The sequence below is a fragment of the Rhodococcus sp. A14 genome, assembly GCF_011603105.1.
Classification (GTDB): domain Bacteria; phylum Actinomycetota; class Actinomycetes; order Mycobacteriales; family Mycobacteriaceae; genus Rhodococcus_F; species Rhodococcus_F opacus.
Genome location: NZ_JAAOQS010000001.1, coordinates 1 through 15277 on the forward strand (window position 1 = coordinate 1; position 15277 = coordinate 15277).

Here is a 15277-nt window from a genome sequence, read left to right on the forward strand (position 1 = left end):
GCTCCGGGGCGGGGGCCGGAGCCTCGGCGACGTCGCCGCCACCGGTGGACAGGTACTGACCGCACACCGGCCATGCACCCTGGCCCTGGGTCGCGAGAACATTCTCGGCGACGCGGACCTGCTCGGCCTTGCTGGCGTTCGATGCCGAGCCGGTGCCGCCGTTGGCCTCCCAGGTGCTCTGCGAGAACTGCAGGCCGCCGTAGTAGCCGTTTCCGGTGTTGATTCCCCAGTTGCCGCCGCTCTCGCACTGGGCGACGCCGTCCCAGTTGTGGGAAGCGGCGGAGGCGGTGCCGGTGCTCAGTCCGAGCGGGACGGCGACGACGGCTCCGGTGACGGCGATCCAGCCGAGGGCACGCTTGCTGATGCTGTGATTGGTCATGCGGGGTCAATCCTCTCCGCGCTTGCTGGCGTGGCCGGCCTGCGGGCGACGACGTTCGCGTCGTCACGCCGGGCTGCGAGTCTGTGCCGCGTCCCTGCCCCTCGAAGGTTTCGGGGATTCCGAACCCGCGGGGCAGAGCTAGCAGCGGCGGGCCGGCTTTCGCCCGGTTGTTTCGGGCCGAGAGCGACCGTACGGGAGCTTTGCCCGCAGTTCACCTGGCGAAAATGGTGGACAGCTGTCCGGCTGCGACGGCGAATTATCGCTGTCTTTGCAGGTCAGAGCGTCTCGATATCGTTTCGGCGTCTATTCGTTACCCTGCTGTTATGTGGTGGGGATCACCACGATTTTGTGCAGCGGCTCACGTCGAAATGGCAGGAAAGCGGGTCCCGGTGGTGTAAGACGAGGACTCGCTATTCAGGAGTGCCCCGCGCGCAGTCGTGCTGCGCGCGGGGCACTTCGAGCAAGGTGCGGATCAGAGGTACTGTCCGCAGACCGGCCAGGCGCCGGGTCCCTGGGTTGCCAGGACGTTCTCGGCGACGCGGATCTGCTCCTCGCGCGATGCGTTGGCCGGTGAGCCGGAGCCGCCGTTCGCTGCCCAGGTGCTGTCGGTGAACTGCAGACCGCCCGAGAAGCCGTTTCCGGTGTCGGCGCCCCAGTTGCCGCTGCTCTCGCACGCTGCGACGGCGTCCCAGTCTCCGGAAGCGGCCGATGCGGTGCCGGTGCTCAGGCCGAGCGGCACTCCGATGACTGCTCCGGTGAGTGCGATTGCGCCCATGGTCCGCTTGACGATGCTGGAATTGGTCATGTGGTTGTTTCCTCTCCGCGCCTGCTGACGAGGTGGTGGTGGTGCGGTAACGGCTGGTGTGCCGACCCGGTGGTCGATCTGTCCTCGTCCCTGCCCCTCGAGGTGTCGGGATTCCGAATCCCGCGGGGGCAGGTCGAGCTGCGGCGGGTCGGCGTTGCCCGGTAGTTTCGGGCTGGCAACGAACGTACGCGGTGATCACGGAATGGTCACGGGTCGATTTTCTGTGACGGGCGTCCAAATGCTGGGACGAACGACCGCTGTTTTCCCAGGTCGTCCCCGACGTTTCAGGTCTCGGCAGCGTTACAGATTTTCGCCCGAAATGTGACGAGCGTCATAACATTCAGGTAACGGATGTGACTCGAGTGGTGCTGAAAGGTTGCTAGTCGGACGCTTTCCGGGCGATTTGCAATCCGTTCGTTCGCTCGTGTAACTTTGTTCATGCAACGCGGGGTGGAGCAGCTCGGTAGCTCGCTGGGCTCATAACCCAGAGGTCGCAGGTTCAAATCCTGTCCCCGCTACCACTGAAGAACCGGCGTCCTGGAATCCAGGACGCCGGTTCTTTTTTGTCTGCTCGCCCCGGTCGAGGGCGACCCTCACATCCGCGTCGTTCGTACCAGCAATCCCGCCACATGGGCGCATGCTGCAGCCCGCGCGCCGACCGCGTCACCGGACTCGATGGCGCCGACGATCCGCTCGTGCTCGGTGACGGCCAGCCTCCGATTCAGATCCGCACTCCACATGTCCGACCGGTACAGATGCGATTGCCCGTCCAACCGCAGGAGGGCTACGCTCAGTGGCTTGTTGCGCGCGGTTTCCCGGATGAGGGTGTGGAATTCGAGGTCGAGCCGTGAATCGCGGCGCTGATCGGCGGGACCGTCTAGCAGCTCACGTTGGACCTGCACCATCTTCTTCAACTGCTGCACCGTCTCGTGGGTGGCGGCGGCAGTCGCATGAAATGCGGCCAGTCCGTCGAGCACCTCACGGACCTCGAAGACGGCGCGGATCGAGTCCGCGTCGAGAGAATCGACCTTGGCGCCCGCATTGCGGGTGTAGACCGCGATGCCCTCGTAGATGAGTTGCTGCACGGCCTCCCGGACAGGGGTACGGCTGACGTTCAGTTTCGCGGCCAGCGCCGGAACGCTGAGTGGCGTACCAGGGGGCAGTTCGCCGGAGAAGATCTGTTCACGAAGAGTGTCGTGAACGGATTCGGTGAGCAGGGCTCGCTCCGTGTGTGTCATCGATCCTTCCGAACCCTTTCCTCGAGGCGGGTCGTGACCTCGCCGCCCGGCCCGGCTCCTGCGTCGACTCTATTCGATCGCCGGCGGGAGGGCGCCCCACCGACTGATGCTGCCAGCGGGTGGACAGGACCCGCGCGGCTTCGCGAAGTGCCGCAGTCGGTTTGACGCCCGCTTCACGCCGGCGACCTTGGCCGCGATGTTCTCCGCGACCGTGATCGGCGGATATCCCGGCACCCCGTCGACGAGAGTCCCGGGAGCGGTTCGATCACGGCGTCGTGGTCTCGGCTCCCACGACGAAGGCTTCGTAGAAGTCGTTCATCCGATTCGCGGATTCCACCCCGAGACTCATGCTCAGGGACTCGGACGCGGGGTCGAGTGCACTGGCCAGCCGGTCGACCGTCGCTCCGGGAATCCGGTGACCGACGATCTGGACGAAGCCGACCTCACGGCAGGCGGTGTCGAGTTCCGCCGCCACACGTGCGCATTCGGCACTGTTGTGGGCGCGGGCTCCCCCGGCGAGATACGGCGTGATGTCGACGGTCGGGGCGGAGAACGGGGAAGTGAGCATGACGGCCTTTCGTGAAGGTGTGCTCAGGATCTGTGGCAGCACGAGTGCCAGCTGCCGACGAGCAGTCGGGACAGGATGCCGAACGCGGAGAACACGGCGACACCGGACGCGATCACGATCGCGGCGACGAGATCCTCGGATTGGAGCCGGCTGCGGAACACGTCGAGAAGCGTGCCGATGCCGGGCTCGCCCTTGGCGAAGAACAGGTCTCCGATGATCGTGCCGACCGCGACGAGGCCGGACGCGGTGCGAATGCCGGTGAGAACGGCGGGCAGTGCCGTCGAAGTTCCAGCTTCACCAGGCGATCTCATCGGGATGCCCGGCCGAGTGTGAACAGGTCGTGGAGGCCGCGGTCGACGGACTGGAGTCCGAAGTGAGTGTTGGTGATGATGGGAAAGGCGGCGATGAGGACGCAACGAGTGTGCGGGCCGTCATTCCGTAACCGAAGCACAGGCCGATCAGCGGGACGCGGGCAGTGACGGCGAGGGCCTCGAGCATAGGGGACAGGTGCTTTCAGTCCAGGAGCGACTGCGTGAGAACGCGATTCGGCGGAGGAAGGAGGAACTGCCGTTCGGGGGAGAGGACGAACCAGCTCACCGCGGACCACAGGGCGAGTGCTCCCGCCGGCGACAGCACGGGTAACTGCAGGCCCGCGGCCATCCTGACCGTTCGCGGCCGCCGCGCCGAGGGGCCGCTCGTGGCCGTGACGGCCGGGGTTCGCGCGCTCGCGACGGGAGGACTCGGGCTACATCTACGCGTCCATCGTCTCCGTCCGCGCGGACAAGGTGGAATCGCTGACGCCGTGCCTGCAGAAGCTGGTGCCGATCATCCAGCAGTCCACCGCCGACTACGTCTCCGCTCCCGAGTCCACCAACGAGGCCATCGTGGACGGCGTGTCCCAGGACTCCTCGTTCTCGCCTTATGCCGAGGGTGAGGCGGAGTTCAGTGCGACACTGCTGAAGGACGAAGGGCTGATCGCGAACGAGGCCGACGGATCGGTCGGAACGTACGACATGGCGCGAGTGCAGGGGACGGTCGACGAACTGAAACCGATCCTCGTCGCCGGGGGTGCCGCGATCCCGGATTCGCCGACCGCGGAACAGATCTACACGAACCGGTTCACCGATCCCGGGATCGGGATCAGCTCTCCGTGACGTCCATCTCGATCAGGACGCGACGCAGCAACTTGCCCGTCGCGTTGCGGGGAAGTTCTTCGATGAAGATGACCTCGCGGGGCACCTTGTACCGCGCCAGGTTCGACTTGACGTGGGCCTTCAACTCGTCGGCGTCCTTCGCGGATCGCGGGCCGGGTACCACGAAAGCTCGGAGGCGATGGCCGAATTCGGAGTCCTCGACACCGATCACAGCGGCCTCGAGCACGTCCTCCCGGTCGGCGAGCAGGTTCTCGACCTCGAGAGGGTAGACGTTCTCGCCGCCGGACACGATCATGTCGTCGTCCCGGCCGTCCACGAAGAGGAGGCCGTTGCGGTCGAAGTGGCCGACGTCGCCGGTGGACAGCAGACCGTTGATGCGTTCCTTGTCGCGACCGTCGGTGTATCCGGAGAAGCTGAGACCGCTGGCGACGAAGATCCGTCCGACGGTCTCGGGTTCGGTGATCCGCTGACCCGACTCGTCATAGAGTTCCACGTGGCAGGTGACGGGTGCCCGCCCCGCGGTGCCCGGCGCCAGCGCAAGGTCGGCCGGAGTCGCGACGGTGGCGACGGCGACCTCGGTGGAGCCGTACAGGTTGTGGAGCACGTCGCCGAAAGCGGCGGTGGTGCGTTTGCAGAGGTCGGGGGAGAGGGCGGATCCGGCCGCGAAGATGATCTTCAGGCTCGACGTGTCGTACTTGGCCAGGGTCTCCGGCCCGAGGTCGATGATGCGCTGCAGCATGGTGGGAACGACGACCAGTGTGTCGCAGCGGTGCTTCTCGACCAGGCGGATCGTGTTCTCCGGATCGAACTTGCGATGCATCACCACGGTCTGGCCCAGTGCCAGCGCGAGTGCGAACTGGGAGACTCCGGTCCCGTGGAACGCGGGGGCCGCCATCATCATCGTCTGCCCGCGTCGCAGCGGAACCCGGTCGAGGAACTGGGCCGACGCGAGCGGCGACGTGTGTCCGCGGGGAGCGCCCTTCGGTGTGCCCGTGGTGCCGCTGGTGAGGAGGACGAAACCGCCCTGCGTGGACGGCGCGGGCAGCGAACTGCGGTCTCTGCCCTCCATCACGCCGTCGAGCGTGCGGACCTGGGACGTCGAATCGTCCTCCGCCCAGGAGCGATAGGTGAAGACCTCGTCCGGGAGGGCCTCGGCGACCGCGTGGAACTCGTCGTCGTACACGAACGCCTGAACCTGCTCGCGGGCGGCGACGTCGACGAGTTGGGGCCGGGCGAACCCGGTGTTCATCAGCACCAGCTTGGTGCCGTTCTTGGCGGCGGCGAGCATCGTCAGGACCAGGCCGCGATGATTGCGGCACATGCATCCCATGACGGAACCGGGAGTGATGCCATCGGCCTGCCACGCCCGCACCAGGGCGTTGGACTGCTCCTCGATGTCGGTGTAGGTGAGCGGGCCGCGCTCGTCGATCAGGGCCACCGCATCCAGTCCGGCCTCGGCATTGGCGTGGACGGGCCCGGCGAACGGACCGTACTTCCGCACGGCCAGGATCGATCGGACGCCCTGGTCGACGCGGGGAAAGGGAACGAGGCCTGCGCGGTTCATCACCCGCACAGCTCCCACGGTGTCCGTGATCTTGGTGAGGAAGTGCTGAGCTGGCATGGAGAACCCCTCCGGCTGCAGTGACGGATTTCCCGTCCAGCGTAGATGACGTGAGGGGGCCGGCCGCGCGGTCCGGTGAAGCCGGACGTCCCGCACGAAGAAGCCCCCGCCGCAGGTGAGTGCGGCGGGGGCTGCACCCCTCGATGGAAGTCCCCCTCGAGCTGCTACTTCAGCTCGGCGGACGACTTTCCGAGCAGACGGCGAGCGACGATCAGCTGCTGGATCTGCTGCGTTCCCTCGAAGATGTCGAGGATCTTGGAATCGCGCGCCCACTTCTCGAGCAGCGGGCGCTCCGAGTAGCCCAAGGTGCCGGCGAGTTCGACGGCCTTGAGGGAGATGGCGGTTCCGGTGCGACCGGCCTTCGCTTTCGACATGGATGCTTCGAGAGAGTTCGGCTTCTTGTTGTCCGCCATCCACGTTGCGCGCAGCGCGAGCAGGTAGGCGGCTTCCCAGTCGGCCTCGAGCTGCAGGAACTCGGCGGCGGCAGCGTGCTGGTTGTACGCGGGAGTGTCGTAGGAGATCTCCACACCGGCGTCGGAGAGGATACTGCGCAGTTCCTCGAGCGCGGCGCGGCCGAGGCCGACCGCCATGCCGGCGACGATCGGACGGGTGTTGTCGAACGTCTGCATGACGCCGGCGAAGCCCTTCTCGACGTTGACCTCCGGCGTGCCGAGCAGGTTGTCCCTGGGGATCCGGCAGTCCTGCAGCAGCAGGACCGCGGTGTCGGACGCCTTGATGCCCAGCTTGTGCTCGAGGCGGGCGACGCTCAGGCCCGGGGCGTCGCGCGGGACGACGAACGACTTGATCGCGGCGCGGCCCTTCGTCTTGTCGACGGTGGCCCACACGACGATGTGCGTGGAGCGCTCGCCGGCCGTGACGAAGATCTTCTCGCCGTTGAGCACGTACTCGTCGCCGTCGAGCACCGCGGTGGTGGTGACGGCGGCGGAGTCGGAACCGAAACCGGGTTCGGTGATGGCCATCGAGGCCCACACCTTGCCGAAACGCTCGAGCTGCTCGTCGGTGGCGACGGCGGCGATGGCCGAGTTGCCGAGGCCCTGGTACGGGATCGCCAGTGTGAGACCCACGTCGCCCCAGCAGGTTTCGATGACGTTCATCAGCGACGACATGTTGCCGCCGTTCACGTTCCCGATGACCTTCGGCTCGTCGCCCCGTCCGAGGGCGGCGCCCGCCGCGCCCTTACCGGAGTCGTTGAGTCCCTCCACCATGGCGGCCATGGTGTCGAGTTCCTTGGGGTAGGCGTGCTCGGCGAGATCGTACTTGCGGGAGATCGGCCGGAAGATTTCCGCGGCGACCTGGTGCGCCTGATTCGCGGAGGCTTTGAGCTTCTTGGGAAGTTCGAGGTTGATCATGACAGTTTCCTTAGTTCGAATCCGGCCGCTCAGATCAGGACGATGCCCTCGGCGACGCCGATGGCGCGCAGATCGCGGTACCAGCGCTCCACGGGATGTTCCTTGGTGTAACCGTGGCCACCGAGCAGCTGAACGCCGTCGAGGCCGATCTGCATGCCCTTCTCGGACGCAAGCTTTCGGGCGAGGGCCGACTCGCGGGCGAAGGAGAGCCCCTGCTCGGCGCGCGAGGCGCCGCGCAACGTCACCAGACGCAGGCCGTCGAGCTCGATGCCGATGTTCGCGACCATGAACGCGACCGCCTGACGGTTGCTGATCGGTTCGCCGAACGCGACCCGCTCGTTGACGTACGGGATCACGTAGTCGAGGACGGCCTGTCCGGTTCCGACTGCGAGCGACGCCCAGCCCAGGCGGGCCAGCCGGATGGCGTCGGCGTATTCGGCCTTCCGCACGTCGGCGTCGGCGTCGCCGAGCAGCCCCGACTCGGGCACGGCGACGTCGGTGAGGTTGAGCCGGCCGAGGCCCGCGGCGCGCAGACCCATGCTCGGGTCCGCCTCGACGACGAGTCCCTTCGTGTCGGCCTCGACGATGAAGAAGGAGGGCTTGCCGTCGAGTTCGGCTGCCACGATGAATAGCTCCGACGAGGCGGCGGCGGGAACGAGGCTCTTGACGCCGTTGAGTTTGTAACCGCTGGGCGAGCGAACCGCCTTGGTCTGCAACGCGAACGGATCGAACAGTGCGCGGGGCTCGTTGACGACCACGGCGGCGTTCGGAACCTGCTCGCCCGTGAACGAGGGCAGGTAGGTCTTCTGCTGGGAGTCGGTGCCCCACTGGGTGAGGGCGACGGCGACGCCGCTCGGCGCGAGGATCGGCAGGGCGAGTCCCATGTCGCCGTGGGCGAGAGCCTCGGCGACGAGGGAGTTGGTGACGGCCCCGCGCTCACTGGCGGCCCCGTCGAGTGCCTCGGGAACATTGATCAGGGTGATGCCGAGTTCGGCGGCGCGCTTCACGAGATCCGCAGGGGCAGCGGCGGCAGCGTCGGCGTCGTGGCCCGCGGGTCGCAGGATCTCGGCCGCGAACTCGCGCACGGTCTCGACGATCATCTGCTGCTCGTCGCTCGGGGTGAGGTCGAAGTAGCCGGCCTTGGCGGTCGGGTTGTCGGGGAGGCGTTTCGGCGCACCGCCGCCGGACACCTTCTGGAACCCGCGGGTCGCGGCGCCGAGCGTCTTGAAGCCGGTCTTCGTGCCTTCGTAGGTCACCCGGTCGATCGTCTGGCGAAGGTTGTACTTCTCGGCCAGATCGGAACCGGTGATCTTGGTCAGCACGCGCATCGCGGCACCCATGGCGTCGCGCTTGACCGGATTCAGTCCGACGGCGGACGTGTCGCGGGGCTTCCGCTTCGCGCTGTCGTTGGGGGCAACAGTGTCTTGCTTGCTCATGATCACCAGCTGTTTCTCGGTGTTCGGGCGTGGACACGATCTATCTTACTCAGGAGTAAGGTGGGTGTCTACTATTGAGTAAGTTCGAGTGCCTGCGACCGTCCGCGGAAGCGTCCCGGCGCCTGTTCGGGGAGGAGGTGGCGGCGAGTCCGCTCACCTAGGGCGACACGATGATCGATATCCCCGGATTCGTCGGCTCCGTCACCGCCGGGTCGAGTCGAGGGGCGGCGCGAGCGAGGGCGAAATCGGCTCGGACCGAGCAGCGGTTCGCCGCAACCACAGGTGGGGTCCAGCGACCAGGCAGGATCCCGGACGTGCCCGCGCGTGCGGTGGGCGTGAAGTAGCGGCCCCGGAATCGTCGACGGTGGACGCGGCCAACCGCGGAATCGGGGAGTCTCGGGGCCGAGGAGGGCGGAGGCGGACTCCTCCGCCGGAGTCCTGTCAGAACCCGCTGTCTGTATTGACTCCGACGTCAGTTCGCGCGCAGACGGGACAGCGCCTCGTCGTGCAGCAGCGTGTTGGTGGCCAGTGCGCTGCCTCCGTGCGGGCCGTCGGCGCCGGCGAGGTTGGTGAAGCGGCCGCCGGCCTCGCGCACCAGGACGTCGAGGGGCGCGAGGTCCCACAGCGACACCTCGGGTTCGGCGGCGATGTCGACGGCGCCCTCGGCGAGCAGGCAGTAGGAGAAGAAGTCACCGAAGCCGCGGACCCGCCACACGTCGTCGGTGAGGGAGAGGAACTGTTCGCGGATGCCCAGTTCCTTCCATCCCGACAGGCTCGAGAACGTGAGGCTGGCCGATCCGAGTCGGTCGACGGCGGAGACGGCGAGGCGAGTGGGCTCCGACCTGTCGAACGTCGACCAGGCGCCCGCGCCCGAAGCGGCCCACCAGCGGCGCGCGAGTGCCGGGGCGCTCACCACGCCGACGATGGGAACGCCGTCCTCGAGCAACGCGATCAGGGTGGCCCAGATCGGGACGCCGCGGACGAAGTTCTTGGTCCCGTCGATCGGGTCGACCACCCACTGGCGTCCCGTGAACTGAGCGTTGCCGCCGAACTCCTCGCCCAGGACGGCGTCGGCGGGCCGCTCGGCTTCCAGTGTCGCGCGCACTGCCCGTTCCACGGCCAGGTCGGCGTCGGTGACCGGTGTGAGGTCGGGCTTGTCGTCGACCGACAGGTCGAGCGCCCCGAATCGCGCCCTGGTGATCGCGTCCGCTTCGTCGGCGATTCGGAGGGCGAGCTGCAGGTCGGCGTGGAGGTCGGTCACGGTCGCACAGATTACTCGTAGTGCTTATCCGTACCGCGCCGGCGCGAGCTCAGTCGATCTTCACTTCGGCGAGCTTTCCGGTGGCGACGTCGAAGACGAACCCGCGAAGGGACGTGGTCGCCGTGATGAACGGGCTGGACCGGATGCGGCGCAGCGACTGCCGGACGTCCTCGTCGAGGTCGGAGAACGCCTCGGCCGACCAGGCCGGTTCGATACCGACCTCGTCCTGGATGGACTTCTTGAAGTCGTCGTCCGTGAACGTGAGCATCCCGCAGTCCGTGTGGTGGATGAGGATGATCTCGGTGGTGCCGAGCAGTCGCTGGCTGATCGCGAGCGACCGGATCTCGTCGTCCGTCACCACACCGCCGGCATTGCGGATGACGTGCGACTCACCCTCCTGGATGCCGAGGACCCGGTAGACGTCCAGACGCGCGTCCATGCAGGCGAGGACCGCGACGTGCTTGCTCGGGGGAAGGGGGAGCGGCCCGGTGAATCGGGCGGCGTACTCCTCGTTGTTCTTCAGGTACTGGTCGGTCACGGTCATCGTCGACTCCGTCCGGAATGGCGGCACAAACAAGTGCGTACTCGTGCATGCAACAAGGAGTACCCGGGGTGCGCAAGGGTTCGACTCGACGTGATCGGAAGGGGTGACTTCGGCTGGGAAGCAGGGGTGAGAGGGTCCGCGCGCGCACCCGGTAACCTTGGGAACCGTGCATCCCGACGTATCCGCAGACCTCAGCGAGCTCGACACCACCCTCCGTACCGTCGAATCGGTGCTGGACGTGGAGGAGTTGCGCCGCCGCATCGACGAGCTCGAACACCAGGCCGCCGATCCGGAGCTGTGGAACGACCAGGAGCACGCCCAGCAGGTCACCAGCCAGCTCTCGCATTCGCAGGCCGAACTGCGCCGCGTCGAGGAACTGCGGTCGAGGCTCGACGACATGCCGGTGCTCTACGAACTCGCCGAGGACGAGGGCGCGGAGGCCATCGCGGACGTCGACGCCGAGCGGCACAGCCTGCGTGAAGACATCGCCGCGATGGAAGTCAAGACGATGCTCTCCGGCGAGTACGACGAGCGTGATGCGCTGGTCAACATCCGCTCCGGCGCCGGCGGCGTCGACGCCGCCGACTGGGCCGAGATGCTGATGCGCATGTACGTCCGCTGGGCGGAGAAGCACGGCTACGGCGTCGAGGTCTACGACACGTCCTACGCGGAAGAGGCCGGCATCAAGAGCGCGACGTTCGCGGTCAAGGCGCCGTACAGCTACGGAACCCTGTCCGTCGAGATGGGCACGCACCGGCTGGTCCGGATCAGCCCGTTCGACAACCAGGGTCGCCGCCAGACGTCGTTCGCCGAGGTCGAGGTCCTGCCCGTGGTCGAGACCACCGACCACATCGACGTCAACGAGAACGACGTCCGCGTCGACGTGTACCGCTCCTCGGGCCCCGGTGGGCAGTCCGTCAACACCACCGACTCCGCGGTCCGGTTGACGCACATCCCGACCGGCATCGTCGTGACCTGTCAGAACGAGAAGTCGCAGCTACAGAACAAGGTGTCGGCGATGCGCGTTCTGCAGGCCAAGCTGCTCGAGGTCAAGCGCAAGGAGGAGCGTGCCGAGATGGACGCGCTCAAGGGCGACGGCGGCAGTTCCTGGGGCAACCAGATGCGGTCGTACGTGCTGCACCCGTACCAGATGGTCAAGGATCTGCGCACCGAGTACGAGGTCAACAACCCGTCGGCGGTGCTCGACGGTGACATCGACGGATTCCTCGAATCGGGCATCCGCTGGCGGATGCGCGAGAATCAGGCGTCCTAATACCTATGGAAGCGACGGCGGCGATGTTCGCTCCCACCCAGAACCTGCTCGACTGGCTCTCGTCGACGGGGCTTGCGGTGTCGCTCACCGTCCTCGGAGCGATCCTGATGGCGCGATTCGTCAATTGGGGCGGCAGCAAGGTCACCGACCGGATCGACAGCAACTACATGCAGGGCGACGCCCTCGTGCGGTCCGAGGCGACCAAGCACCGGCATTCGGTGGCGCAGGTGATCACCTGGGTGATCATCACCATCATCTACGTCATCGCGACGATGAAGGTGCTGGACCAGCTGAGTCTGCCGATCGGCAGCCTGGTGGCCCCGGCCACCGTGCTCGGTGCGGCGCTCGGTTTCGGCGCGCAGCGCGTGGTGCAGGACATCCTCGCCGGCTTCTTCATCATCACCGAACGGCAGTACGGGTTCGGCGACACGGTGCAGCTCGCGGTGACGGGGTCGTCGGAAGACGCCGAGGGTGTGATCGAGGACGTCACGCTCCGGGTCACCCGGATGCGGAACTCGGACGGTGAGGTCATCACCGTTCCCAACGGCCAGATCGTGAAGGCGATCAACCTGTCCAAGGACTGGGCGCGTGCCGTGATCGACGTTCCCGTCCCGGCGACGTCGGACATCAACCGGGTCAACGAGGTGCTGCACCAGGTCGGTGTCGAGGCCTTCGCGGATCGCGGACTGAAGAAACTACTGCTCGACGAACCGACGGTGATGGGAGTGGAGAGTCTGACGGTCGACGAGGTCAGCGTTCGCGTCGTGGCGCGAACCCTGCCGGGTAAGCAGTTCCAGGTGGGGCGCGCACTGCGCGTGCGGATCGCCACCGCGATGAGACGGCAGGGGATCACCGTCGAACCGGACCTTCAGACGGTCCGGGCAGCGGAGGGCGAGGGATGACCGACGAACCGCGGCGCGGACTCGACCGGATTCTGCACTCGTCGTTCCTTCCCGCGAAGATCTTCGGCGGACGGGTGCGGACGTCGACGCTGGTGCTGTGCATCCTCTGGGTGGTGCTGTACACGCTGTACACGTACCTGAACCCCGTCGAAGAAGTGGTCCAGGGACCCGTCGCGCCGGCTGTCGTGCCCACCCGGGAAGCGCCCCTTCAGGAGACGACGCTGCCGACATCGGAGATCGAGACGACGACCGAGTCGACGTCGGAGACGGTCACGACCACCGAGGCGACGCCCGAGCCGACCCCGCAGGAGACGGCGCCCACGGGGACCAGCCAGGTGACGTCGACCCCGACGTTGCCGTTCGGGATTCCCAACCCGTTTCCGCCTCCGCCCACGGGCACCCCGCCGACCACGTCTTCCGTCCCGACGACGTCGGCGACACCGCCGAGTGGGCGATGACGTCCGCGCGTTGCTCCATTTGGTCACTGTTCGATAACGTCTAGACTGGCTCCTCGTGATCAGCGTCGAGAATGTGTCGAAGTCGTACAAGACCTCCACGAGGCCCGCCCTGGACAAGGTGAGCGTCGAGGTGGACAAGGGCGAGTTCGTCTTCCTCATCGGCCCGTCGGGCTCGGGAAAGTCGACCTTCATGCGCCTGCTCCTCAAGGAGGAGTCGCCGACGTCGGGTGACATTCACATCGCGGACTTCCACGTCAACAAGCTTTCCGCCCGGCGCGTGCCGAAGCTGCGGCAGAGCATGGGCGTCGTCTTCCAGGACTTCCGGCTCCTGCAGAAGAAGACCGTGTCCGAGAACGTCGCGTTCGCGCTCGAGGTGATCGGGAAGCCGCGCGCGATGATCTCCCGGACCGTGCCCGAGGTGCTCGAGATGGTCGGGTTGTCCGGGAAGGCGGATCGTCTCCCCACCGAACTGTCGGGCGGTGAGCAGCAGCGTGTCGCCATCGCGCGGGCGTTCGTGAACCGGCCGCTGGTGCTGCTGTGCGACGAGCCCACCGGAAACCTGGACCCGGAGACGAGCCAGGACATCATGCTGCTGCTCGAACGGATCAACCGCACCGGAACGACGGTGGTGATGGCCACCCACGACCACCACATCGTCGACTCGATGCGCCGTCGGGTGGTGGAGCTGGACCTCGGCAGAGTGGTGCGCGACGAGGCTCGGGGTGTGTACGGCGTGGGGCGTTAGCCGCCCTCCCTGCACTCCAGCTTCAGTATTGTCCCCAAGTCTCCTACGAAGGACTCTGATTCCCCGATGCGTGCCAGTTTCATTTTCAGTGAGGTCCTGACAGGACTCCGTCGCAACGTCACCATGACCATCGCGATGATCCTCACCACCGCGATCTCGCTCGGCCTGTTTGGCAGCGGGTTGCTGGTGGTGCAGATGGCCGGCAAAACCCAGCAGATCTTCCTGGACCGCGTCGAGGTGCAGATCTTTCTCACCGACGACATCTCCACGTTGGACCCGGGGTGTGAGGGGGAGATCTGCAAGACGCTGCGCACCGAGCTGGAAGAGACGCCGTCGGTGGTGTCGGTGGAGTATCTCAACCGGGACGACGCCGTGAAGGACGCGACGGAGCGGGTGTTCAAGGATCAACCCGAGCTCGCCGCACTCGTCAGCCCCGACAGCTTCCCGGCCTCGTTCAAGGTCAAGCTCAGCGACCCCGAGCGGTTCGGCGTGATCAACGAGAAGTTCGGCACCCGCCCGGGAGTCGAGAGCGTCCTCAACCAGCGCGAGCTGGTGGAGCGGCTCTTCAGCGTCCTCAACGGCGTGCGCAACGCCGCGTTCGCGATCGCGATCGTGCAGGCCGTCGCGGCAATCCTGCTGATCGCGAACATGGTTCAGATCGCGGCGTTCACCCGGCGCACCGAGGTCGGCATCATGAGGCTGGTCGGCGCCACCCGCTGGTACACACAGTTGCCGTTCCTGCTCGAGGCGGTGGTCGCCGCGCTGGTGGGTGCCGTTCTTGCCATCGTGGGCCTGTTCACCGCGAAGAACATGTTCATCGACGACGTGCTCGCGGATGTCTACGAGGCCAACATCGTGGCCCGGATCTCCAACAGTGACGTGCTGTTCGTCTCACCGGTGCTGATCCTCGTGGGCGTCGGAATGGCGGCGGTCACCGCGTACGTGACCCTGCGCTTGTACGTCCGCGAATAATTCGGTTTGCCTCTTCTCCTATGCTGGAGGGTACGAACTGTTCACCTCGGACATCGCGGACTGAAAGGCCCGGAAAGTGAAGGAAAAGGGCCGCAAGGTCATTGCGACCAATCGCAAGGCGCGTCACAACTACACCATCCTCGACGTCTACGAGGCGGGGATCGCCCTCGTCGGTACCGAGGTGAAGAGTCTGCGCGAGGGCAAGGCGTCGCTGGTCGACGCGTTCGCCACCGTCGACGACGGTGAGGTCTGGTTGCGCTCACTGCACATTCCCGAATACACGCAGGGCACGTGGACCAACCACGCGCCGCGCCGTACCCGGAAGTTGCTGCTGCACAAGCGGGAGATCGAACACCTCGTCGGCAAGACGCGGGAGGGAAACCAGACTCTGGTTCCCCTGTCGATGTACTTCTCCGACGGCAAGGTCAAGGTGGAGCTCGCGCTCGCGAAGGGTAAGCAGGACTACGACAAGCGCCAGGATCTGGCCAGGCGGACCGCCGAGCGCGAGGTGACCCGCGAACTCGGCCGCCGAGTCAAGGGCATGCGCTGAC

The 15277-nt window shown here is 66.5% G+C and carries 13 protein-coding genes, 1 tRNA gene and 4 pseudogenes; 8 read left to right on the forward strand and 10 right to left on the reverse strand.

Features of this window, described 5'->3' with window-relative positions; translation table 11 throughout:
* Together G9373_RS00005 and G9373_RS00010 are read right to left on the reverse strand one after the other, a co-directional pair.
* A partial coding sequence (locus tag G9373_RS00005) for a transglycosylase family protein (RefSeq protein ID WP_167113524.1) occupies positions 1-379 on the reverse strand: 379 nt, incomplete at its 3' end.
* Positions 380-854: 475 nt separating this feature from the next.
* Positions 855-1184: pseudogene (locus G9373_RS00010) on the reverse strand (transglycosylase family protein); the annotation flags it as partial.
* Between the two features lie 444 nt (positions 1185-1628).
* Here G9373_RS00010 and G9373_RS00015 point away from each other — a divergent pair.
* Positions 1629-1705, forward strand: a tRNA-Met gene (locus G9373_RS00015).
* A 72-nt stretch (positions 1706-1777) separates the two neighbouring features.
* Here the strand turns inward: G9373_RS00015 and G9373_RS00020 are convergent.
* From G9373_RS00020 to G9373_RS00030, 3 genes and pseudogenes are all read right to left on the reverse strand, one after another.
* Positions 1778-2422 (reverse strand): GntR family transcriptional regulator, encoded by a 645-nt coding sequence (locus G9373_RS00020; protein WP_005572201.1) that lies wholly within the window; start codon positions 2420-2422, stop codon positions 1778-1780.
* Between the two features lie 280 nt (positions 2423-2702).
* A pseudogene (locus tag G9373_RS46120) lies at positions 2703-2990 on the reverse strand (2-oxoglutarate and iron-dependent oxygenase domain-containing protein); the annotation flags it as partial.
* A gap of 23 nt (positions 2991-3013) precedes the next feature.
* Positions 3014-3650: pseudogene (locus G9373_RS00030) on the reverse strand (ABC transporter permease subunit).
* A gap of 74 nt (positions 3651-3724) precedes the next feature.
* Between G9373_RS00030 and G9373_RS00035 the strand changes: the two are divergent.
* Positions 3725-4144, forward strand: a pseudogene (locus G9373_RS00035) (nitrate ABC transporter substrate-binding protein); the annotation flags it as partial.
* Here G9373_RS00035 and G9373_RS00040 read toward each other — a convergent pair.
* From G9373_RS00040 to G9373_RS00060, 5 genes are all read right to left on the reverse strand, one after another.
* On the reverse strand, positions 4131-5765 hold the full coding sequence (locus G9373_RS00040) for an acyl-CoA synthetase (RefSeq protein WP_167113527.1): 1635 nt from the start codon (positions 5763-5765) through the stop codon (positions 4131-4133). The pseudogene G9373_RS00035 and the gene G9373_RS00040 overlap by 14 nt on opposite strands.
* A gap of 164 nt (positions 5766-5929) precedes the next feature.
* Positions 5930-7135 (reverse strand): acyl-CoA dehydrogenase family protein, encoded by a 1206-nt coding sequence (locus tag G9373_RS00045; protein ID WP_005572206.1) that lies wholly within the window; start codon positions 7133-7135, stop codon positions 5930-5932.
* Between the two features lie 29 nt (positions 7136-7164).
* Positions 7165-8577 (reverse strand): acyl-CoA dehydrogenase family protein, encoded by a 1413-nt coding sequence (locus G9373_RS00050; protein ID WP_167113530.1) that lies wholly within the window; start codon positions 8575-8577, stop codon positions 7165-7167.
* A gap of 466 nt (positions 8578-9043) precedes the next feature.
* On the reverse strand, positions 9044-9832 hold the full coding sequence (gene hisN, locus G9373_RS00055) for a histidinol-phosphatase (RefSeq protein ID WP_167113533.1): 789 nt from the start codon (positions 9830-9832) through the stop codon (positions 9044-9046).
* 49 nt (positions 9833-9881) lie between these two features.
* On the reverse strand, positions 9882-10376 hold the full coding sequence (locus tag G9373_RS00060; protein WP_167113536.1) for a carbonic anhydrase: 495 nt from the start codon (positions 10374-10376) through the stop codon (positions 9882-9884).
* Positions 10377-10542: 166 nt separating this feature from the next.
* Between G9373_RS00060 and prfB the strand changes: the two genes are divergently transcribed.
* The 6 genes from prfB to smpB all read left to right on the forward strand — a co-directional run bounded on the left by prfB (position 10543) and on the right by smpB (position 15276).
* Positions 10543-11649 (forward strand): peptide chain release factor 2, encoded by a 1107-nt coding sequence (prfB, locus tag G9373_RS00065; protein WP_005259617.1) that lies wholly within the window; start codon positions 10543-10545, stop codon positions 11647-11649.
* Between the two features lie 5 nt (positions 11650-11654).
* The gene (locus tag G9373_RS00070) at positions 11655-12551 is read left to right on the forward strand and encodes a mechanosensitive ion channel family protein (protein WP_005240218.1); all 897 of its coding nucleotides are present in this window, start codon (positions 11655-11657) and stop codon (positions 12549-12551) included.
* Positions 12548-13009 (forward strand): hypothetical protein, encoded by a 462-nt coding sequence (locus tag G9373_RS00075; protein WP_005572214.1) that lies wholly within the window; start codon positions 12548-12550, stop codon positions 13007-13009. Before G9373_RS00070 ends, G9373_RS00075 begins: the two co-directional genes overlap by 4 nt.
* A gap of 55 nt (positions 13010-13064) precedes the next feature.
* Positions 13065-13754, forward strand: a complete 690-nt coding sequence (ftsE, locus tag G9373_RS00080; protein ID WP_005240222.1) for a cell division ATP-binding protein FtsE — start codon at positions 13065-13067, stop codon at positions 13752-13754.
* 66 nt (positions 13755-13820) lie between these two features.
* Positions 13821-14726, forward strand: coding sequence for a permease-like cell division protein FtsX (ftsX, locus tag G9373_RS00085; protein WP_167113539.1), 906 nt, complete (start codon positions 13821-13823; stop codon positions 14724-14726).
* Positions 14727-14802: 76 nt separating this feature from the next.
* Positions 14803-15276, forward strand: a complete 474-nt coding sequence (gene smpB, locus G9373_RS00090; protein ID WP_005240226.1) for an SsrA-binding protein SmpB — start codon at positions 14803-14805, stop codon at positions 15274-15276.
* The last annotated feature ends 1 nt before the right edge of the window (position 15277 follow it).